The organism is Sulfitobacter sp. LC.270.F.C4 (genome assembly GCF_032922545.1).
In the GTDB taxonomy this organism is placed as follows: domain Bacteria; phylum Pseudomonadota; class Alphaproteobacteria; order Rhodobacterales; family Rhodobacteraceae; genus Sulfitobacter; species Sulfitobacter profundi.
This window is the reverse complement of sequence record NZ_CP136692.1, coordinates 2,838,721-2,852,978: the sequence shown is the minus strand read 5'-3', so window position 1 is coordinate 2,852,978 and position 14,258 is coordinate 2,838,721. Positions and strand designations below refer to the sequence as shown.

The window sequence follows — 14,258 nt, the reverse complement described above, 5'->3', positions numbered from 1 at the left end:
TCAGGGAAATGTTCTTTCAGCATAGCCAAGCTTGGTGGCGGCAAGGTGCTATATGGAGTTGCCCTCCCTAAGATTCTCTTTACGGATAGCCCATACCGCTAAAGTCGCGTTTTAGATGCGCACCTCTGGTCCGATCACCAGTGATCTTTCCCTCATGCATAATCGTTTCCCCCCGCAAAATCGTGCGGACAGGCCAACCCGTTACCTGCATGCCCTCATAGGGCGTGTAGTCTGATCCGTGATGTAGAATGTCTTGCCTGATCGTGACTTTCTTATTCGCATCCCAAATTGTGAAGTCAGCGTCGGATCCAACCGCGATCGTGCCCTTTTGCGGATAGAGCCCGTAGAGCTTGGCCGGGTTGGAGGATGTCAGCGCGACGAACCGCTCGATGCTGATCCGCCCGTTGGATACCCCTTCGGAGAACAGGATTGGCATCCGGGTTTCGACGCCGGGAATACCATTGGGCACCCATTTGAATGAAGTACGGGCGCGGGCATTGTCTTTGCCAGTGTCCTGCGGCGCGTCAAAGTAGAACGGGCAGTGGTCCGACGCAAAGATATCGAACGTCCCGTCGCGCAGCCCTTCCCAGATTGCGGCTTGGCTATCGCTGTCGCGGGGCGGCGGGGAGCAGACGTATTTCGCCCCCTCGAAGTCCATGTTCAAGCCTTTTAGGTCGTCTTTGGTTAGGGCGATATACTGCGGGCAGGTTTCGGCGAAGACCTTCATGCCACGTTTCCGCGCCCATTGAATTTGCTCCATGGGGTCGCGGCCCGAGACATGCACGATGACCACCGGCACATCGGTCAGCTGGGCATGGCTGATGGCGCGGTGGGTGGCTTCGCGTTCGGCGATCTGGGCATGGGCCTCGGCGTGGTAGTAGGGGGCGGTTTTGCCTTCCGTCTCCAGCCGTGTGGTCATGTATTTGATCGCGTCATTGCCCTCGGCATGGACCATGACAAGCGCCTTTTCGCGACGTGCCACGTCAAAGACCGAAAGCAATTCGGCGTCATTCAAGACCAGATCGTCATAGGTCATGAAGACCTTGAAGGAGGTATAGCCGTCGCGCACCAGCGCGGGCAGTTCTTGGCCCAACACCTGCGGGCTGGGGTCCGAGACGACCATGTGAAAGGACACATCGGTATAGCATTTGCCCTCGGCCTTGCGGTGATAGTCCTCCACACAGGCGCGCAGGCTGCTGCCTTTTTGCTGCATTACGAAGGGCAGCACCGTGGTATTGCCCCCTGCCGCCGCTGAGCGGGTGCCGCTTTCAAAATCATCGGCCATCTTGGTGCCGTCGGAGGTGGGTTGGTCAAGATGCACATGGGCGTCAATGCCGCCGGGCAGGACCATGAGGCCGCTGGCGTTGATCTCCTCCGCGCCCGTGGGCAGCTTGGCGGCCAGCGCGGTGATGACGCCACCCACCACACCGATGTCGGCGGTGAACTGATCCGCGGCGGTCACCACTGTGCCGCCGCGGATCACCAGATCATATTGCGCGCTCATACCGCGGCGCTGTTGCTGGTGATCTCGGTCAGCGCTTGGCACAGGCGGTCCACTTGCTCGGCGCTGTTGTAATGCACCATCGAGACGCGGATTACGCCACTGTCGCCGTCCTCGCCCAAGTATTCGACCAGACGTCGGGCGTGGAAATCGCCAAAGCGGATCGCGATGTCATGCGCCTCGACCGCCTTGGCCACCGCGCCGGAATCCTGCCCGTCAAGCTTGAAGGAAATGGTCGGCACGCGGGTCGAGCCGTCATTGCTGTCAGGGCCAATGATGCGACAATCGTTGCGCTCGCGCAGATAGGTCAGCAGGCGATCAGTGAGCATGTCTTCTTGGCGGGTGATTGCGGCATAGGCAGAGAGGATCTTGTCGCGGACGCTGCCCTGCGTGCCCTCATGCTTGCCGAGCGCCATGAGGTAGTCGACGATCCCCGTGGCGCTATAGGCCAGTTCGTAGTTCGGGTTGCCCGGCTCCAGCTTGCCCGGCACTTTGTCCTTGCCGTAGAAGTAGTGATACTGCCCGTCCAATTCCGCCAGCAGGTCATATTTGCCGTACATCACCGCGTTGTGGGGCCCGTAGCATTTGTACAAGCTGAAGACATAATAATCGACGTCCCAGCCGGTCACATCAATGGCGCGGTGCGGGGCAAAGGCGACCCCATCGACACAGATTTTCGCCCCGCGTTCATGCACGAACCGTGCATAATCGGCGACTGGGTTGGCTTGACCGAGAATGTTGGAGACATGGTGCACACAGACCAGCCGCGTGCGGTCTGTCATCAGCGGCTCAAGGTCTTCGAGCCGGGGTTTCTGGGTCTCTTTGTCGATTGGCCAGAACTTGATCTCGACCCCGAACTCCCGCAGCCGGTCCCATGGGCCGATGTTGCTCTCGTGGTCGCCGATGGAGATGATGATCTCATCGCCCGGCGCAAACTGGCTGCGCATGGAATTGGCGAGGATCTGCACCAGCGCGGTGGTGGAATGGCCAAAGACGATCTCTTCGGGACGCTCGGCATTGACCAGCGTCTGGATCGCGCGGCGTCCCGACATCAGCGCCTCTGCGGCGGCGACAGAGGTGTCATAGGTGCCGCCGATTTGGACGTTGCGATGGGTCAGAAACTCGGTGATCCGGTTCATCGCGCCCTGCAGGATTTGCGAGCCCCCGGCATTGTCGAAATAGGCCCATTTGCTTTGCAGACCGGGGAAATGGGGACGCACGAAGTCGAGGTCGATCTGATTTGTTGTGGCAGTCATCTGGTGTCTTTCTTGAATCAGTGGTTGAGGACGGCGCTCAGGAAATTCTGGGTGCGCGCTTCCGTCGGATTGGCAAAGATCGCCTCGGGCGTGCCGGTCTCGATCACCTCGCCGCCATCCATGAAAATTACGCGGTCGGCGACCTGTCGGGCAAAGCCCATCTCATGGGTGACAACGATCATGGTGACCCCGGTGCCTGCGAGTTGTTTCATCACGTCGAGCACTTCGCCGACCATTTCGGGGTCAAGCGCCGAGGTCGGCTCGTCAAAAAGCATCACCCGCGGCTCCATCGCCAGTGCCCGGGCAATCGCCACGCGCTGTTGCTGGCCGCCGGACAGAAAGGCCGGGTATTTGTCGGCCTGCTCGTATATGCCAACGCGGCGCAACAAGACATCGGCGCGCTCCGCCGCCTCTGCCGTGCTGGTGCCGCGCACCCGCATCGGTGCCAGCATCACATTGCGCCGCACGGTGAGATGCGGAAACAGGTTGAAGGACTGAAAGACCATGCCGACTTCGGCGCGCACCTTGGCCAAGGCAGGGCCGGGTTTGACCGGAGTGCCGTCGACGGTGATCTCACTTTCATCGGCAAAATCTTCAAGCTGATTGATGCAGCGGATCAAGGTCGATTTGCCCGAGCCTGATGGGCCGACAACACAGACGACTTCGCCCTCGGTGATGTCGAGGTTGATGCCCTTGAGCGCCTCAAAGGCCCCGTAGTATTTGCGCAGATTGCGGATGGATACAAAAGCGGACATCAGCGTTCTCCCGCGCCAAAGCGGCGCTCAAGACGGGACACAGCGGCAACCGCCGGCCAGAGGAACATCACATAGATCACCGCCGCACCGATCAGCGGGCTGGGGTTGGCCGCCAGCGCTTGCGCTTGGGTTGCCTGTTTCAACAGGTCAGGCATCGCCACGACCGAGGCCAGCGCAGTGTCTTTGATCACGTTGATCGAGTTGTTGGTCAGTGGCGGAATGACGATCTTGACGGCCTGCGGCAGGATCACATCCACCATCGTGTGGCGGTAGCTAAGACCCAAGGCCGCGGAGGCTTCAAACTGGCCATGCGGAATGGCTTGAATGCCGGCGCGAAAAATCTCTGCCGTATAGGCGCCGGAGACCAGCGTCAGGGCCGACATGGCCGACCAGAAGGGGGACAAACGCAAGCCCACAAAGGGCAGGGCGTAATAGACGATAATCAGCAGCACCAAGAGCGGCAACGAGCGGAACACGTCGATATAGACGCGCGCCATCAATTGGCCGGGGCGCGGGGCGTAAAGGCGGATCAGCGAGAGCACCAGCCCCAGGATCAACCCTGCGACGATGCTGACCAAGCCTAATTTGAGGGTGATCCAAAGGCCTTTCATCAGCATGGGGAAGGCGCGGCGGAGTACCTCCATATTGAAGAAGGTGTCGAATAATTCCATGAGGTACCTGCAAGGTCAGCCAGCCCGACCCTCAATGAGAGCCGGGCGGCGTAGTGTTAAAGATCAGGGCATGTCCATGACGGTGACGGTCGAGGTGGTCTCTTCTGGGGCCGCCCCGAACCACTTCTCGTGCAGATCGGCGACGAAGCCTTCCTCTTTCAGTTCTGTCAGAACCGCATTTGCTTCGCTCGCCAAGGTGCTGTCTTTCTTGAACATCATCGAATAGCGCTCCCCGGTCTCCAGCCGCGAGACGACCTTCAACTTCGGCTTGTCTTTGACGTAGTAGAGCAGGGCGGGGATGTCGGAGATATAGCCATCAATACGGCCTGCGGCGAGGTCGAGCATTGCGGGTGCCAGGCCTTCATAGCGACGGATCTCGGTCACACCGATCTCAGCTTCGCGTTCGCTGGCCCACATGTCTCCTGTCGATCCGGTGTCTACACCAACGACCTTGCCCTTCATCTCATCAATCGAGGCAGGGCCGCCCTCAGACACGGTCAGCGACTGGTCGCTGTCGTAATAGGGCTGGGCAAAGGACACTGACTGCAGCCGTTCGTCAGTGATGGTGATCGAAGAGATCGCAATGTCGATGCGGCCCGATTGCACTGCTGAGAACAGGCCATTGAACGGGATGTTGTTGATCTCGACGTCATGGCCAAGGCGCGAGGCGACCTCATTCACCAGGTCGATTTCAAAGCCCACATTGGCGCCAGTTTCATCTTGGAACTCCCAAGGCACATTGCCGATGTTCGCCCCGACTTGCAGCGTGTCAGCCTGCGCAGCGCTGACGAGACCTCCCGCGAGCGCCACGGCTGCAGCAAGGCTTTTCACTTTGGTTGATAGCATGATTTTTTCCCTCCCTGGGAAACAGGCTTGATTGTTAGCCGGCAAATTGGTCATACCGGTCTTACCAGTTGATAGGAGCATTTGCTGAGCCGATCAACAAAATATTCTGCATTTGATTTGCAGGGGTGTTAGGGAAGGGCCCGATGGCCGTGACACAGGACCAGTATCATGATTGACCGTACGCCCGTTTCGCAGGCCGTCGCCCGCAAAATCCAATCGCTGATACAAAGAGGTGAGTTTCCCGCCGGCGAGCGTCTGCCGTCGCAGCGCACTCTGGCCGAGCAATTGGGGGTCTCGCGGCCGTCCCTGCGCGAAGCGCTGATGACGTTGGAAACCCTGGGGCTAATCCATACCTATCCTGGTAGGGGCACATTAGTGGTGGATCACGCCAGCGAGCCCGGACTGCCAGATAGCAGCACCTGGCGCTATTCCGAACGTTTCGCAATGCAGGACGTGTTTGAAATAAGGATGCTTCTGGAGGGACAACTGGCCCGTCATGCTGCACAGATGGCAACATCGGATGACATTGCGGTTTTACTTACAGCAACCGACGCGATGGAAGCGGCTTGGGCGCGAGAAGACTTGATCGCCAACGTTGAGGAGGATTTATTATTCCATCGTCATATCGCGAGCAAAAGCCGCAACGTCTTGTTGTTGCAGCAATATGAACAAGTTTCAGCATTTCTAATTGAAACACAGCGCCAGCCCATTCCGTTTACTGCTGTGAACCGTATGGCGGAATCCATCGCTGAACACCGTTCGATCATTCAAGCAATACAGGTCCGCGATGCTGATGCCGCTGAGGACGCGATGCGAAGGCATATTCGCAATACCGCAGCCTGCGCAGGTGTTACGGTATGATGCTGTGAGCGCGACCTTGTTTATCCCGATCTCATGGCTACAGCTGAGATTGCTGTGTCCTTGACCCTGTGCCTTCTATTGGCAGCTCTCACTATGACACTCGCGCAGCGGTTTCGCGAATGCTGCTTTCAGGAAGATAAGTAACGTTCGCCTAAGATTCATGCAAACTGGCGCCCGCATTGGGTTCTTAATTACAAAAAGATGGCAAATGACTCGACAAGGTGGAAAGCATTGGGTTAATCCTTGTGCATCACGGTTAAATCCGTTCGGCAATCAGGCCTCATGTCGCACTTTGTAGTGCGCGTGAGGCCTTTTTTGTTTGTCAAAGGGGAATGAGTTGAAAACAAGCGTAGATCTTGGCGTGCTCTATTCAAGCTCGGGCACCTATGCGGCAATTTCGCGTGCTGTTTTGCGCGGAACGCTGGCCGGGATAGATGAAGTGAACGCGAATCCGAAATCTGCGGTCAGTTTTCGTCCTGTCGTGCGCGACCCCGAGGGGCAGATTGACCGCTACGCCCCGCTCTGTGCGGACATTCTGGCAAGTTCAGACGCGCGTCACGTGTTTGGCTGTGTAACCTCATCTTCGCGCAAGGAAGTGATCCCTACGCTCGATCGGACCAACGCGATGTTGTGGTACAATCTGCCCTTCGAGGGATTCGAGACCTCAAACCGGGTGATCTACAATCATGCTTGTGCAAACCAGCATCTGCTGCCGCTGTTGAGCTGGTGCTTCGGTAACTTCGGCACCAACCCCTATCTGATCGGGTCGAATTACATTTGGGGCTGGGAAACCTGCCGCGTCGCACGGATGCGCGTCGAGGAGGCCGGGGGGCGGGTTCTGGGTGAACGCTATCTGCCCCTGGGCGACGAAGACATTGCCACGCTGATCGCCGAGATTGAAAGTCTGCGACCCCGTTTCATTTTGAATTCACTGGTAGGCGCCAGCTCTTACGCCTTTCTGCGCGCCTATGCCGAACTGGGCCGGCGGGATACACATTTCAGCGCAGAGACCTGTCCAATCGTTTCGTGCAATCTGACAGAGGCGGAGTTGCCGCTGCTCGGGGATGCTGCCGAAGGGCTGGTTTCCGTCGGCCCGCATTTCTGCCCCTCGCCCAGTCCGGAAGGGCGGGACTCATCCTTCGAGATCATCTCCCGGCAGTCGGTGCATACACTGGCTGCGATGCTTGCCGCACAAGGCGATAACCCATTCGAACGCTTTATCGCACAACAAGGTGACCGTTACGGAATAGACCCCGCGACCCATCACAGCACATTGGGGGTCGATGTCGCGCAGGTGCGCAGCGGCGTTTTTGAAGTCTTGCACCACTGGTCCGACGTTGCCCCCGATCCATACCTGACCAGACCCGCCCGCCACCCGCGTATTGATCGGCCCCGGCTGAGTGTAGTGTCCTGATGTCCGGTCTGCTGAACATTCCCAATCTCGATCAGGCCTGCGCACTGGTTGTGCATCCAGTGCCGGATCACGCGGCGGCCCTGATGCGCCAGCTAAACGCAATCGGCCTGACCGTTAGTCACGCGTGGCCTGATCTGCCGGCCTCGGCGATCACGGCGGATTTCATCTTTTATGACACCGATATGGGCCATGATGCCCAGTTCCCGTGGGACCCGGGCCAAGCGCCGATGCCGATGATTGCGCTGGTTGGCTCCGAAGCGCCTGGGCGGATCGAATGGGCCGCCCGCATGGGGGCCGATGCGTTGCTGCTCAAACCCGTGGGATCAAGCGGTGCCTTCTCGGCCCTACTGATGGCGCGCCATTCGTTTGAACTGCGCCAGAGCCTGAACGCCGAGATCAAACAGCTGCGCCACCGCATGTCCGCACGTCAGACCGTGGTGCAGGCCGTGGCGCTGCTGTCGGCGCAGGGCAAATCCCAAGACGCCGCCTATGACCAGCTGCGCCAGATGGCGATGGCATGGCGCATCAATGTCGAGGATGCCGCCCTGCGCATCGTCGAAAATTCCAATGACGAAGGAAGTTTGCGTGACAGCAATTGAACCCGCCACACTGCGCAGTGCTGCGCCCTCGGTCTGGACCCGCCTGCGCCGCCGCAAGCTGGCGCTGATCGGGCTGGCACTGATCGCGATGACCTTCATCGGGGCGATTTTCGCGCCGTGGCTCACCCCCTATGACCCCAATGACCAGATGTTCGACGGGCTGACGTTGCAGGGCGCGCCGATGCCGCCAGGTGCGCAGTTTCCGCTGGGCACTGACCTTCTGGGCCGTGATCTTCTGACCCGCATTCTTTATGGTGCGCGCACCTCGTTGATCATTGGTCTGGTTGCCAATGGCGTCGCGCTGGTCATCGGCACGCTGATTGGCATCACGGCGGGCTATTTTCGGGGCTTCATCGGTGGTGTGCTGATGCGCCTGACCGATTTGATGATGGCTTTCCCGGCGCTGTTGCTGGCAATCTGCCTTGCCGCAATCTTCCAGCCGTCGCTGTGGATTGTGGCCCTCGTCATCGCCACGGTGAACTGGGTGCAGACGGCGCGGGTGATCTATACTGAGACATCGTCGCTGTCGCAGCGCGAGTTCATCGCGGCGGAAAAGACCCTCGGCGCGGGGCATCTGCGCATCCTCTTTCGCCACATCCTGCCACATCTGGTGCCGATGATCATCGTCTGGGGTACGCTGGGCATTTCGACCACCGTGCTGCTGGAAGCAACGCTGAGCTATCTCGGCGTGGGCGTGCAGCCGCCGACCCCAAGTTGGGGTAACATCATCTTTGAGAACCAAACCTATTTTCAGGCCGCGCCTTGGCTCGTCTTCTTCCCCGGCTTGGCCATCGTGATCTTGGCGCTGGCCTTCAACCTTGTGGGTGACGCGCTGCGCGATGTGCTGGACCCGACCCAAAGAGGGCAGGACCAATGATCAACTTCCTCGGCCGCCGCCTGCTGCAATCCGCGATGATCTTGCTGGGCGTGTCCTTCATCACCTTTGCGCTGCTCTATCTGCTGCCATCGGACCCGGTGCGCCAAATCGCCGGGCGGTCAGCCACTGCACAGACAGTTGCCAATATCCGCGCGCAACTGGGCCTCGATCAGCCGTTCATCGTGCAATATTGGCGCTATTTGATGAACCTGCTACAGTTGGATCTTGGGCGCTCCTACCTCCAAAAGACGGAAGTCAGCACCCTGATCGCCGCCCGACTGCCCGCCACGCTGCTTCTGATGGTCGGCGCGATTACGGCGGAATTGGTGGTTGGGCTGACAATGGGCGTCGTGGCCGCGCTGCGGCGCGGGACCACCACCGACAACAGCCTGATGATCGCTTCTTTTATTGGGGTCAGCGCGCCGCAATTCGTGGTGGGTCTGCTGCTGCTCTATGTCTTTGCCGTGCAGCTTGGCTGGTTCCCGATCGGCGGCTACGGCACCTTTGCGCATCTGGTCTTGCCCGCGATGACTTTGGGCATCCTCGGCTCGGGTTGGTACAGCCGGATGATGCGCTCCTCGATGATCGACGTGCTGCGCCAGGATTTCATCCGCACCGCGCATGCCAAGGGCCTGTCCCGCGCCCGGGTGCTGCTGCGCCATGCGCTGCCCAATGCGATCCTGCCGGTGATTGCGATGATCGGCATCGACATCGGCATCTTCATGGGCGGCATCGTCGTCGTTGAATCCGTCTTTGGCTGGCCCGGCATCGGACAGCTCGCGTGGCAGGCGATCCAGCGTGTCGACATCCCGATCATCATGGGCGTCACGCTGGTCTCAGCCTGCGCCATCGTCCTTGGCAACCTCGTGGCCGATATCGCCACGCTGTTCGCCGACCCGCGGATCAAGGTCCGCTAATCCATCAAACCAAGAAACGACCTAACAAGGAGAAACGACAATGAAGAAGTTCCTGACCTCTACGGCGCTGGTCGCCGCACTGGCCCTGCCGGGCACAGTGTTTGCCGATGCCCATTCCGACATAGACCCGAACGCCAAGTCGGGAGGCAATATCACCATCACCTACAAAGATGACGTAGCCACTCTCGACCCTGCCATCGGCTATGACTGGCAGAACTGGTCGATGATCAAATCACTCTATGACGGACTAATGGACTATGCCCCCGGCACCACGGATCTGCGCCCCGGTCTGGCCGAAAGCTATGAGATTTCCGACGACGGCAAGGTCTTTACCTTTAAGCTGCGCGAGGGCGTGAAGTTCCACAACGGGCGCGAGATGACCGCGGAGGACGTGAAATATTCCCTCGACCGCGTGACCAACCCCAAAACACAAAGCCCCGGCGCGGGGTTCTTCGGCTCCATCGCGGGCTTTGATGCCATTTCCAACGGCGAGACCGAGACCCTCGAAGGCGTCAAAGTGATTGACCCGATGACCGTGGAGATTACCCTGTCGCGCCCCGATGCGACCTTCCTGCATGTCATGGGCCTGAACTTTGCCGCCGTCGTGGCGAAAGAGGCGGTCGAAGAAGCGGGCGCTGATTTCGGCAAGACCGCGATGGGCACCGGTGCCTTCAAACTGGGCGAATGGACCATCGGTCAGCGTCTGGTGTTTGAAAAGAACGAAGACTACTGGCGCGAGGGTCTGCCCTATCTCGACAGCGTGACCTTTGAGGTGGGCCAAGAGCCGATCGTGGCGCTGCTGCGCTTGCAAAATGGCGAAGTCGATGTGCCCGGCGACGGCATCCCGCCCGCCAAGTTCCAAGAAGTCATGGGCGACCCCGAGCAAGCGGCCCGCGTAGTTGAAGGCGGCCAGTTGCACACCGGCTATATCACCCTGAACACCAAGATGCCGCCCTTTGACAATGCCGATGTGCGCCGCGCGGTGAACATGGCGATCAACAAGGAGCGCATCACCCAAGTCATCAACGGCCGCGCCGTGCCCGCGACCCAGCCGCTGCCGCCCTCCATGCCCGGTTATACCGAAGGCTACGAAGGCTATGCCTATGACCCCGAGAAGGCCAAAGAGATGCTGGCCGAAGCAGGTTTTGCCGACGGGTTCGAAACCGAGCTTTACGTCATGAACACCGACCCCAACCCGCGCATCGCCCAAGCGATCCAGCAGGACCTGAGCAAGATCGGCATCAAGGCGTCGATCCAATCGCTCGCGCAGGCCAGCGTCATTGCCGCAGGCGGTGAAGAGGACCAAGCGCCGATGATCTGGTCGGGTGGCATGGCTTGGATCGCCGACTTCCCCGATGCGTCGAACTTCTACGGCCCCATCTTGGGCTGTGCGGGCGCGGTGCAGGGCGGCTGGAACTGGTCGTGGTACTGCAACGAAGAGGTCGACAAGATGGCCACCGAGGCTGACAGCATGACCGACCCCGATGCAGTCGAGGCCCGTCTGGAGAAATGGTCCGACGTCTACATGAAAGTCATGGAAGACGCGCCTTGGGTGCCGGTGTTCAACGAGCAGCGCTACACCATGAAGTCCGAGCGGATGGGCGGCGCAGATGCGCTCTATGTCGATCCGGTCTCGATCCCCGTTAACTATGACTATGTGTTTGTAAACGATGTGCAATAAATGTCCTGACTACACGATCCACGGACGCCATCACCATTTCGGTTGGGACAACTCGTTTGTCCCGGCCGAGACGGTGGCTCCGGGGTCAACGCTTGAATTCCACTGCCATGACAGTTCTGCCGGTCAGTTGACCAAAGACAGCACCGTCAAGGACGTGGAGACGCTGGATTTTGGCAAGATCAACCCGGTCTCGGGTCCGATCTATGTCGAAGGGGCGGAACCGGGCGACGCGCTTAAAATCACCATCGAGGGGTTCACCCCCTCGGGGTTCGGTTGGACGGCGAATATTCCGGGCTTTGGCCTTTTGGCCGACCAGTTCACCGACCCGGCGCTGACAATCTGGGACTATGACCCGGATACGTTGGCCCCGGCGCTTTTCGGCAAACATGGCCGGGTGCCGCTGAAGCCCTTTGCGGGCACCATCGGCTGTGCGTTGGCGGAAGACGGCTTGCACTCCGTGGTCCCGCCACGGCGCGCGGGCGGCAACCTCGACATCCGCGATCTGGCAGCGGGCACCACGCTCTATCTGCCGGTCGAGGTGGCGGGGGCGCTCTTCTCCATCGGGGACACCCATGCGGCGCAAGGTGACGGCGAGGTTTGCGGCACCGCAATCGAGAGCCCTATGAACGCCACGGTGACGCTGGATCTGGTCAAGGATGCGCAGCTTAAGATGCCGCGTTTCACGACGCCGGGGCCGGTGACCAACCACCTTGACGCCAAGGGCTATGAGGTGACGACGGGGATCGGGCCGGACTTGATGACCGGCGCGCGTGATGCGGTGAGCCAGATGGTCGATCTGCTCTGTGCGACCCAAGGGTTGGCGGCAGAAGATGCCTATATGCTGGTCTCCACCTGCGGCGATCTGCGCATCTCCGAGATCGTGGATATGCCGAACTGGATCGTGTCCTTTTACTTCCCGCGCTGTGTCTTCGAATGATGCTCGCTGAACAAACCTCCTCCCCTGCGGCGCAATCCGCGGGGGCCGCGCCGGTCCTGACGGTGGAAGGTCTGTCGATTTCGGTGCGGACCGAACAGGGCATGATGCCGCTGGTGCAAGATCTGTCCTTCACGCTGCACAAGGGCCGGACCCTGGCCATCGCGGGCGAAAGCGGGTCGGGCAAATCGCTGACCTCTTTGGCGATCATGGGTCTGTTGCCGCCGCCTGCGGTGCGGGTCACGGACGGCGCAATCCATTTTGATGGGCAAGATCTGACCACACTGGCTGAAGGCAAGCTGAAACAACTGCGCGGCAATCGCATTGCGATGATTTTTCAAGAGCCGATGACGGCCCTCAATCCGGTGATGCGCATAGGTGTGCAACTCATTGAGGCGATCCGGGCGCATGAAGACGTGTCCAAAGCCCATGCCCGCAAACGCGCCCTTGAGGCCGTACGAGCCGTGCGCTTGACCGAGCCGGAGCGTCGGTTGCAACAATACCCGCATGAACTGTCTGGCGGCATGCGGCAAAGGGTGGTGATCGCCATGGCCATTGCCCTACGTCCCGACATCCTGATCGCGGATGAGCCGACCACTGCGCTTGACGTAACCGTCCAGCGTGAGGTGCTCGATCTGCTGCGTGATCTGGCGCGTGATATGAACACGGCGCTGATCCTAATTACCCATGATATGGGTGTGGTGGCCGAAATGGCCGACGACGTGCTGGTGATGCAGCGTGGTCAGATGGTCGAACGGGCCCCCGTGCGCAAGCTTTTCTCCAACCCCGACCAACCCTATACTCGCCAACTGCTGGCCGCCGTGCCGCGCATGGGGCAGGGACATGGGGCGCATCCTGACGCCGGCATCGCGCCACTGGTGTCTTTGCGCGAAGCCCGCGTGGCCTATGATCTGCACGGTGGCCTTTTTGGCCGCGTGGTGCAGCGGGTGCATGCGGTTGAGGCGGTGTCCTTTGACATTTACCCCGGCGAGACTTTTGCGCTGGTTGGCGAAAGCGGCTGCGGCAAATCTACCATCGCACGCGCGTTGGCCGGACTGGTGCCGCATACCGGTGACATCCGCTTTCAGGGCAAACCGCTGGGGCACGATGCGGCCAGCCGCAAACAGGTCAGCCGCGAATTGCAGATGGTGTTCCAAGACCCGATGGCAGCGCTCAATGGGCGCATGACCGCAGGCGATCTGGTGCGCGAACCCTTAGTCATCCACGGCATTGGCACCGCCGCCAGTCGCCGCGAGAAAGCCGCCGCTCTCTTTGCGCGGGTGGGCTTGGGCGAGGACGCGCTTGACCGATACCCGCACGAATTCTCGGGTGGTCAGCGTCAGCGTATCTGCATTGCCCGCGCCCTCGCGTTAGAGCCGAAACTCATTATCGCGGATGAAAGCGTCTCGGCGCTGGATGTGTCGGTGCAAGCCACAGTGCTGGACCTTTTGGCCGAGCTAAAACGCGAAATGGGGATGTCCTATCTGTTCATCAGCCACGACATGGCTGTGGTGGAGAATATCGCAGACCGCGTGGCGGTGATGTATTTGGGCCAAATTGTTGAGATGGGTACTGGTGCTCAAATATTTGGTGATCCGCGCCATACCTATACCCAACGTCTGATCGAAGCAGTGCCACATGCTGATCCTGAACGCGCTTTGCCTTCACGAGTGTTGGCCGCCAGTGATCCGCCAAGTCCAGTTCGCAGTGTTGGGGACCCGCCGAAAGTCGTGAAGCTGGTCGATGTGGGCGCGGGACACCTCGTTGCAAAATGAAGCCTATTAGCACTTGAGCGAAGGAGCAGTTTACTCACGATCCTCATCACTAAAAGCAACGGTCTTACCAAACTTCGGGATGCCTATAGTCCAACAACTAATACCGAAATTGATTTCGATGGCGCTACAGATCGGCGATTGACGGAAGTTAAAGAAACCCACAGAAAATGT

13 protein-coding genes are annotated in these 14,258 nt (G+C 59.7%); 8 read left to right on the top strand and 5 right to left on the bottom strand.

The annotated features are described in order from the left end of the window. Nucleotides 1-79: 79 nt before the first annotated feature. The 5 genes from hydA to R1T45_RS17760 form a co-directional block, all read right to left on the bottom strand. Nucleotides 80-1,504 (bottom strand): dihydropyrimidinase, encoded by a 1,425-nt coding sequence (hydA, locus tag R1T45_RS17780; RefSeq protein ID WP_317389776.1) that lies wholly within the window; start codon nt 1,502-1,504, stop codon nt 80-82. Next, on the bottom strand, nt 1,501-2,757 hold the full coding sequence (locus R1T45_RS17775; RefSeq protein ID WP_317389775.1) for an aminotransferase class V-fold PLP-dependent enzyme: 1,257 nt from the start codon (nt 2,755-2,757) through the stop codon (nt 1,501-1,503). Before R1T45_RS17775 ends, hydA begins: the two co-directional genes overlap by 4 nt. 17 nt (nt 2,758-2,774) lie before the next feature. Beyond that, nucleotides 2,775-3,512: an amino acid ABC transporter ATP-binding protein gene (locus R1T45_RS17770; protein ID WP_317389774.1), complete on the bottom strand. Its 738-nt coding sequence runs from the start codon at nt 3,510-3,512 to the stop codon at nt 2,775-2,777. Beyond that, nucleotides 3,512-4,183 carry an amino acid ABC transporter permease gene (locus tag R1T45_RS17765; protein WP_317389773.1) on the bottom strand — a complete coding sequence of 224 codons (672 nt, stop codon included), beginning with the start codon at nt 4,181-4,183 and terminating at the stop codon, nt 3,512-3,514. The genes R1T45_RS17770 and R1T45_RS17765 overlap by 1 nt, the downstream gene beginning before the upstream one ends. Nucleotides 4,184-4,246: 63 nt before the next feature. Continuing rightward, a complete protein-coding gene (locus R1T45_RS17760) occupies nt 4,247-5,029 on the bottom strand; it encodes a transporter substrate-binding domain-containing protein (RefSeq protein ID WP_317389772.1) in 783 nt (260 codons plus the stop codon). Nucleotides 5,030-5,197: 168 nt separating this feature from the next. On the opposite strand from R1T45_RS17760, the gene R1T45_RS17755 reads away from it, so the two are divergent. The 8 genes from R1T45_RS17755 to R1T45_RS17720 all read left to right on the top strand — a co-directional run bounded on the left by R1T45_RS17755 (nt 5,198) and on the right by R1T45_RS17720 (nt 14,087). Continuing rightward, nucleotides 5,198-5,890: a FadR/GntR family transcriptional regulator gene (locus R1T45_RS17755; protein ID WP_317389771.1), complete on the top strand. Its 693-nt coding sequence runs from the start codon at nt 5,198-5,200 to the stop codon at nt 5,888-5,890. A gap of 337 nt (nt 5,891-6,227) precedes the next feature. Continuing rightward, nucleotides 6,228-7,304, top strand: coding sequence for a transporter substrate-binding protein (locus R1T45_RS17750; protein WP_317389770.1), 1,077 nt, complete (start codon nt 6,228-6,230; stop codon nt 7,302-7,304). Beyond that, complete coding sequence (locus tag R1T45_RS17745; protein ID WP_317389769.1) at nt 7,304-7,903, top strand: ANTAR domain-containing response regulator; 600 nt, start codon at nt 7,304-7,306, stop codon at nt 7,901-7,903. Before R1T45_RS17750 ends, R1T45_RS17745 begins: the two co-directional genes overlap by 1 nt. Next, on the top strand, nt 7,890-8,780 hold the full coding sequence (locus R1T45_RS17740; protein WP_317389768.1) for an ABC transporter permease: 891 nt from the start codon (nt 7,890-7,892) through the stop codon (nt 8,778-8,780). The genes R1T45_RS17745 and R1T45_RS17740 overlap by 14 nt, the downstream gene beginning before the upstream one ends. Further along, entirely contained in the window at nt 8,777-9,697 is a 921-nt protein-coding gene (locus R1T45_RS17735) for an ABC transporter permease (protein WP_317389767.1), read from the top strand. Before R1T45_RS17740 ends, R1T45_RS17735 begins: the two co-directional genes overlap by 4 nt. Nucleotides 9,698-9,737: 40 nt before the next feature. Further along, nucleotides 9,738-11,378 (top strand): ABC transporter substrate-binding protein, encoded by a 1,641-nt coding sequence (locus tag R1T45_RS17730; RefSeq protein WP_317389766.1) that lies wholly within the window; start codon nt 9,738-9,740, stop codon nt 11,376-11,378. After that, nucleotides 11,368-12,315, top strand: a complete 948-nt coding sequence (locus R1T45_RS17725) for an acetamidase/formamidase family protein (RefSeq protein ID WP_317389765.1) — start codon at nt 11,368-11,370, stop codon at nt 12,313-12,315. The genes R1T45_RS17730 and R1T45_RS17725 overlap by 11 nt, the downstream gene beginning before the upstream one ends. Beyond that, entirely contained in the window at nt 12,312-14,087 is a 1,776-nt protein-coding gene (locus R1T45_RS17720) for an ABC transporter ATP-binding protein (RefSeq protein ID WP_317389764.1), read from the top strand. The genes R1T45_RS17725 and R1T45_RS17720 overlap by 4 nt, the downstream gene beginning before the upstream one ends. Nucleotides 14,088-14,258 lie beyond the last annotated feature (171 nt).

What these genes read in the sequence shown, in the direction of transcription:
- hydA (WP_317389776.1), bottom strand. Translation starts at nt 1,504, where the DNA reads ATGAGCGCGCAATATGATCTGGTGATCCGCGGCGGCACAGTGGTGACC.
- R1T45_RS17775 (WP_317389775.1), bottom strand. Translation starts at nt 2,757, where the DNA reads ATGACTGCCACAACAAATCAGATCGACCTCGACTTCGTGCGTCCCCAT.
- R1T45_RS17770 (WP_317389774.1), bottom strand. Translation starts at nt 3,512, where the DNA reads ATGTCCGCTTTTGTATCCATCCGCAATCTGCGCAAATACTACGGGGCC.
- R1T45_RS17765 (WP_317389773.1), bottom strand. Translation starts at nt 4,183, where the DNA reads ATGGAATTATTCGACACCTTCTTCAATATGGAGGTACTCCGCCGCGCC.
- R1T45_RS17760 (WP_317389772.1), bottom strand. Translation starts at nt 5,029, where the DNA reads ATGCTATCAACCAAAGTGAAAAGCCTTGCTGCAGCCGTGGCGCTCGCG.
- R1T45_RS17755 (WP_317389771.1), top strand. Translation starts at nt 5,198, where the DNA reads ATGATTGACCGTACGCCCGTTTCGCAGGCCGTCGCCCGCAAAATCCAA.
- R1T45_RS17745 (WP_317389769.1), top strand. Translation starts at nt 7,304, where the DNA reads ATGTCCGGTCTGCTGAACATTCCCAATCTCGATCAGGCCTGCGCACTG.
- R1T45_RS17735 (WP_317389767.1), top strand. Translation starts at nt 8,777, where the DNA reads ATGATCAACTTCCTCGGCCGCCGCCTGCTGCAATCCGCGATGATCTTG.
- R1T45_RS17730 (WP_317389766.1), top strand. Translation starts at nt 9,738, where the DNA reads ATGAAGAAGTTCCTGACCTCTACGGCGCTGGTCGCCGCACTGGCCCTG.
- R1T45_RS17725 (WP_317389765.1), top strand. Translation starts at nt 11,368, where the DNA reads ATGTGCAATAAATGTCCTGACTACACGATCCACGGACGCCATCACCAT.
- R1T45_RS17720 (WP_317389764.1), top strand. Translation starts at nt 12,312, where the DNA reads ATGATGCTCGCTGAACAAACCTCCTCCCCTGCGGCGCAATCCGCGGGG.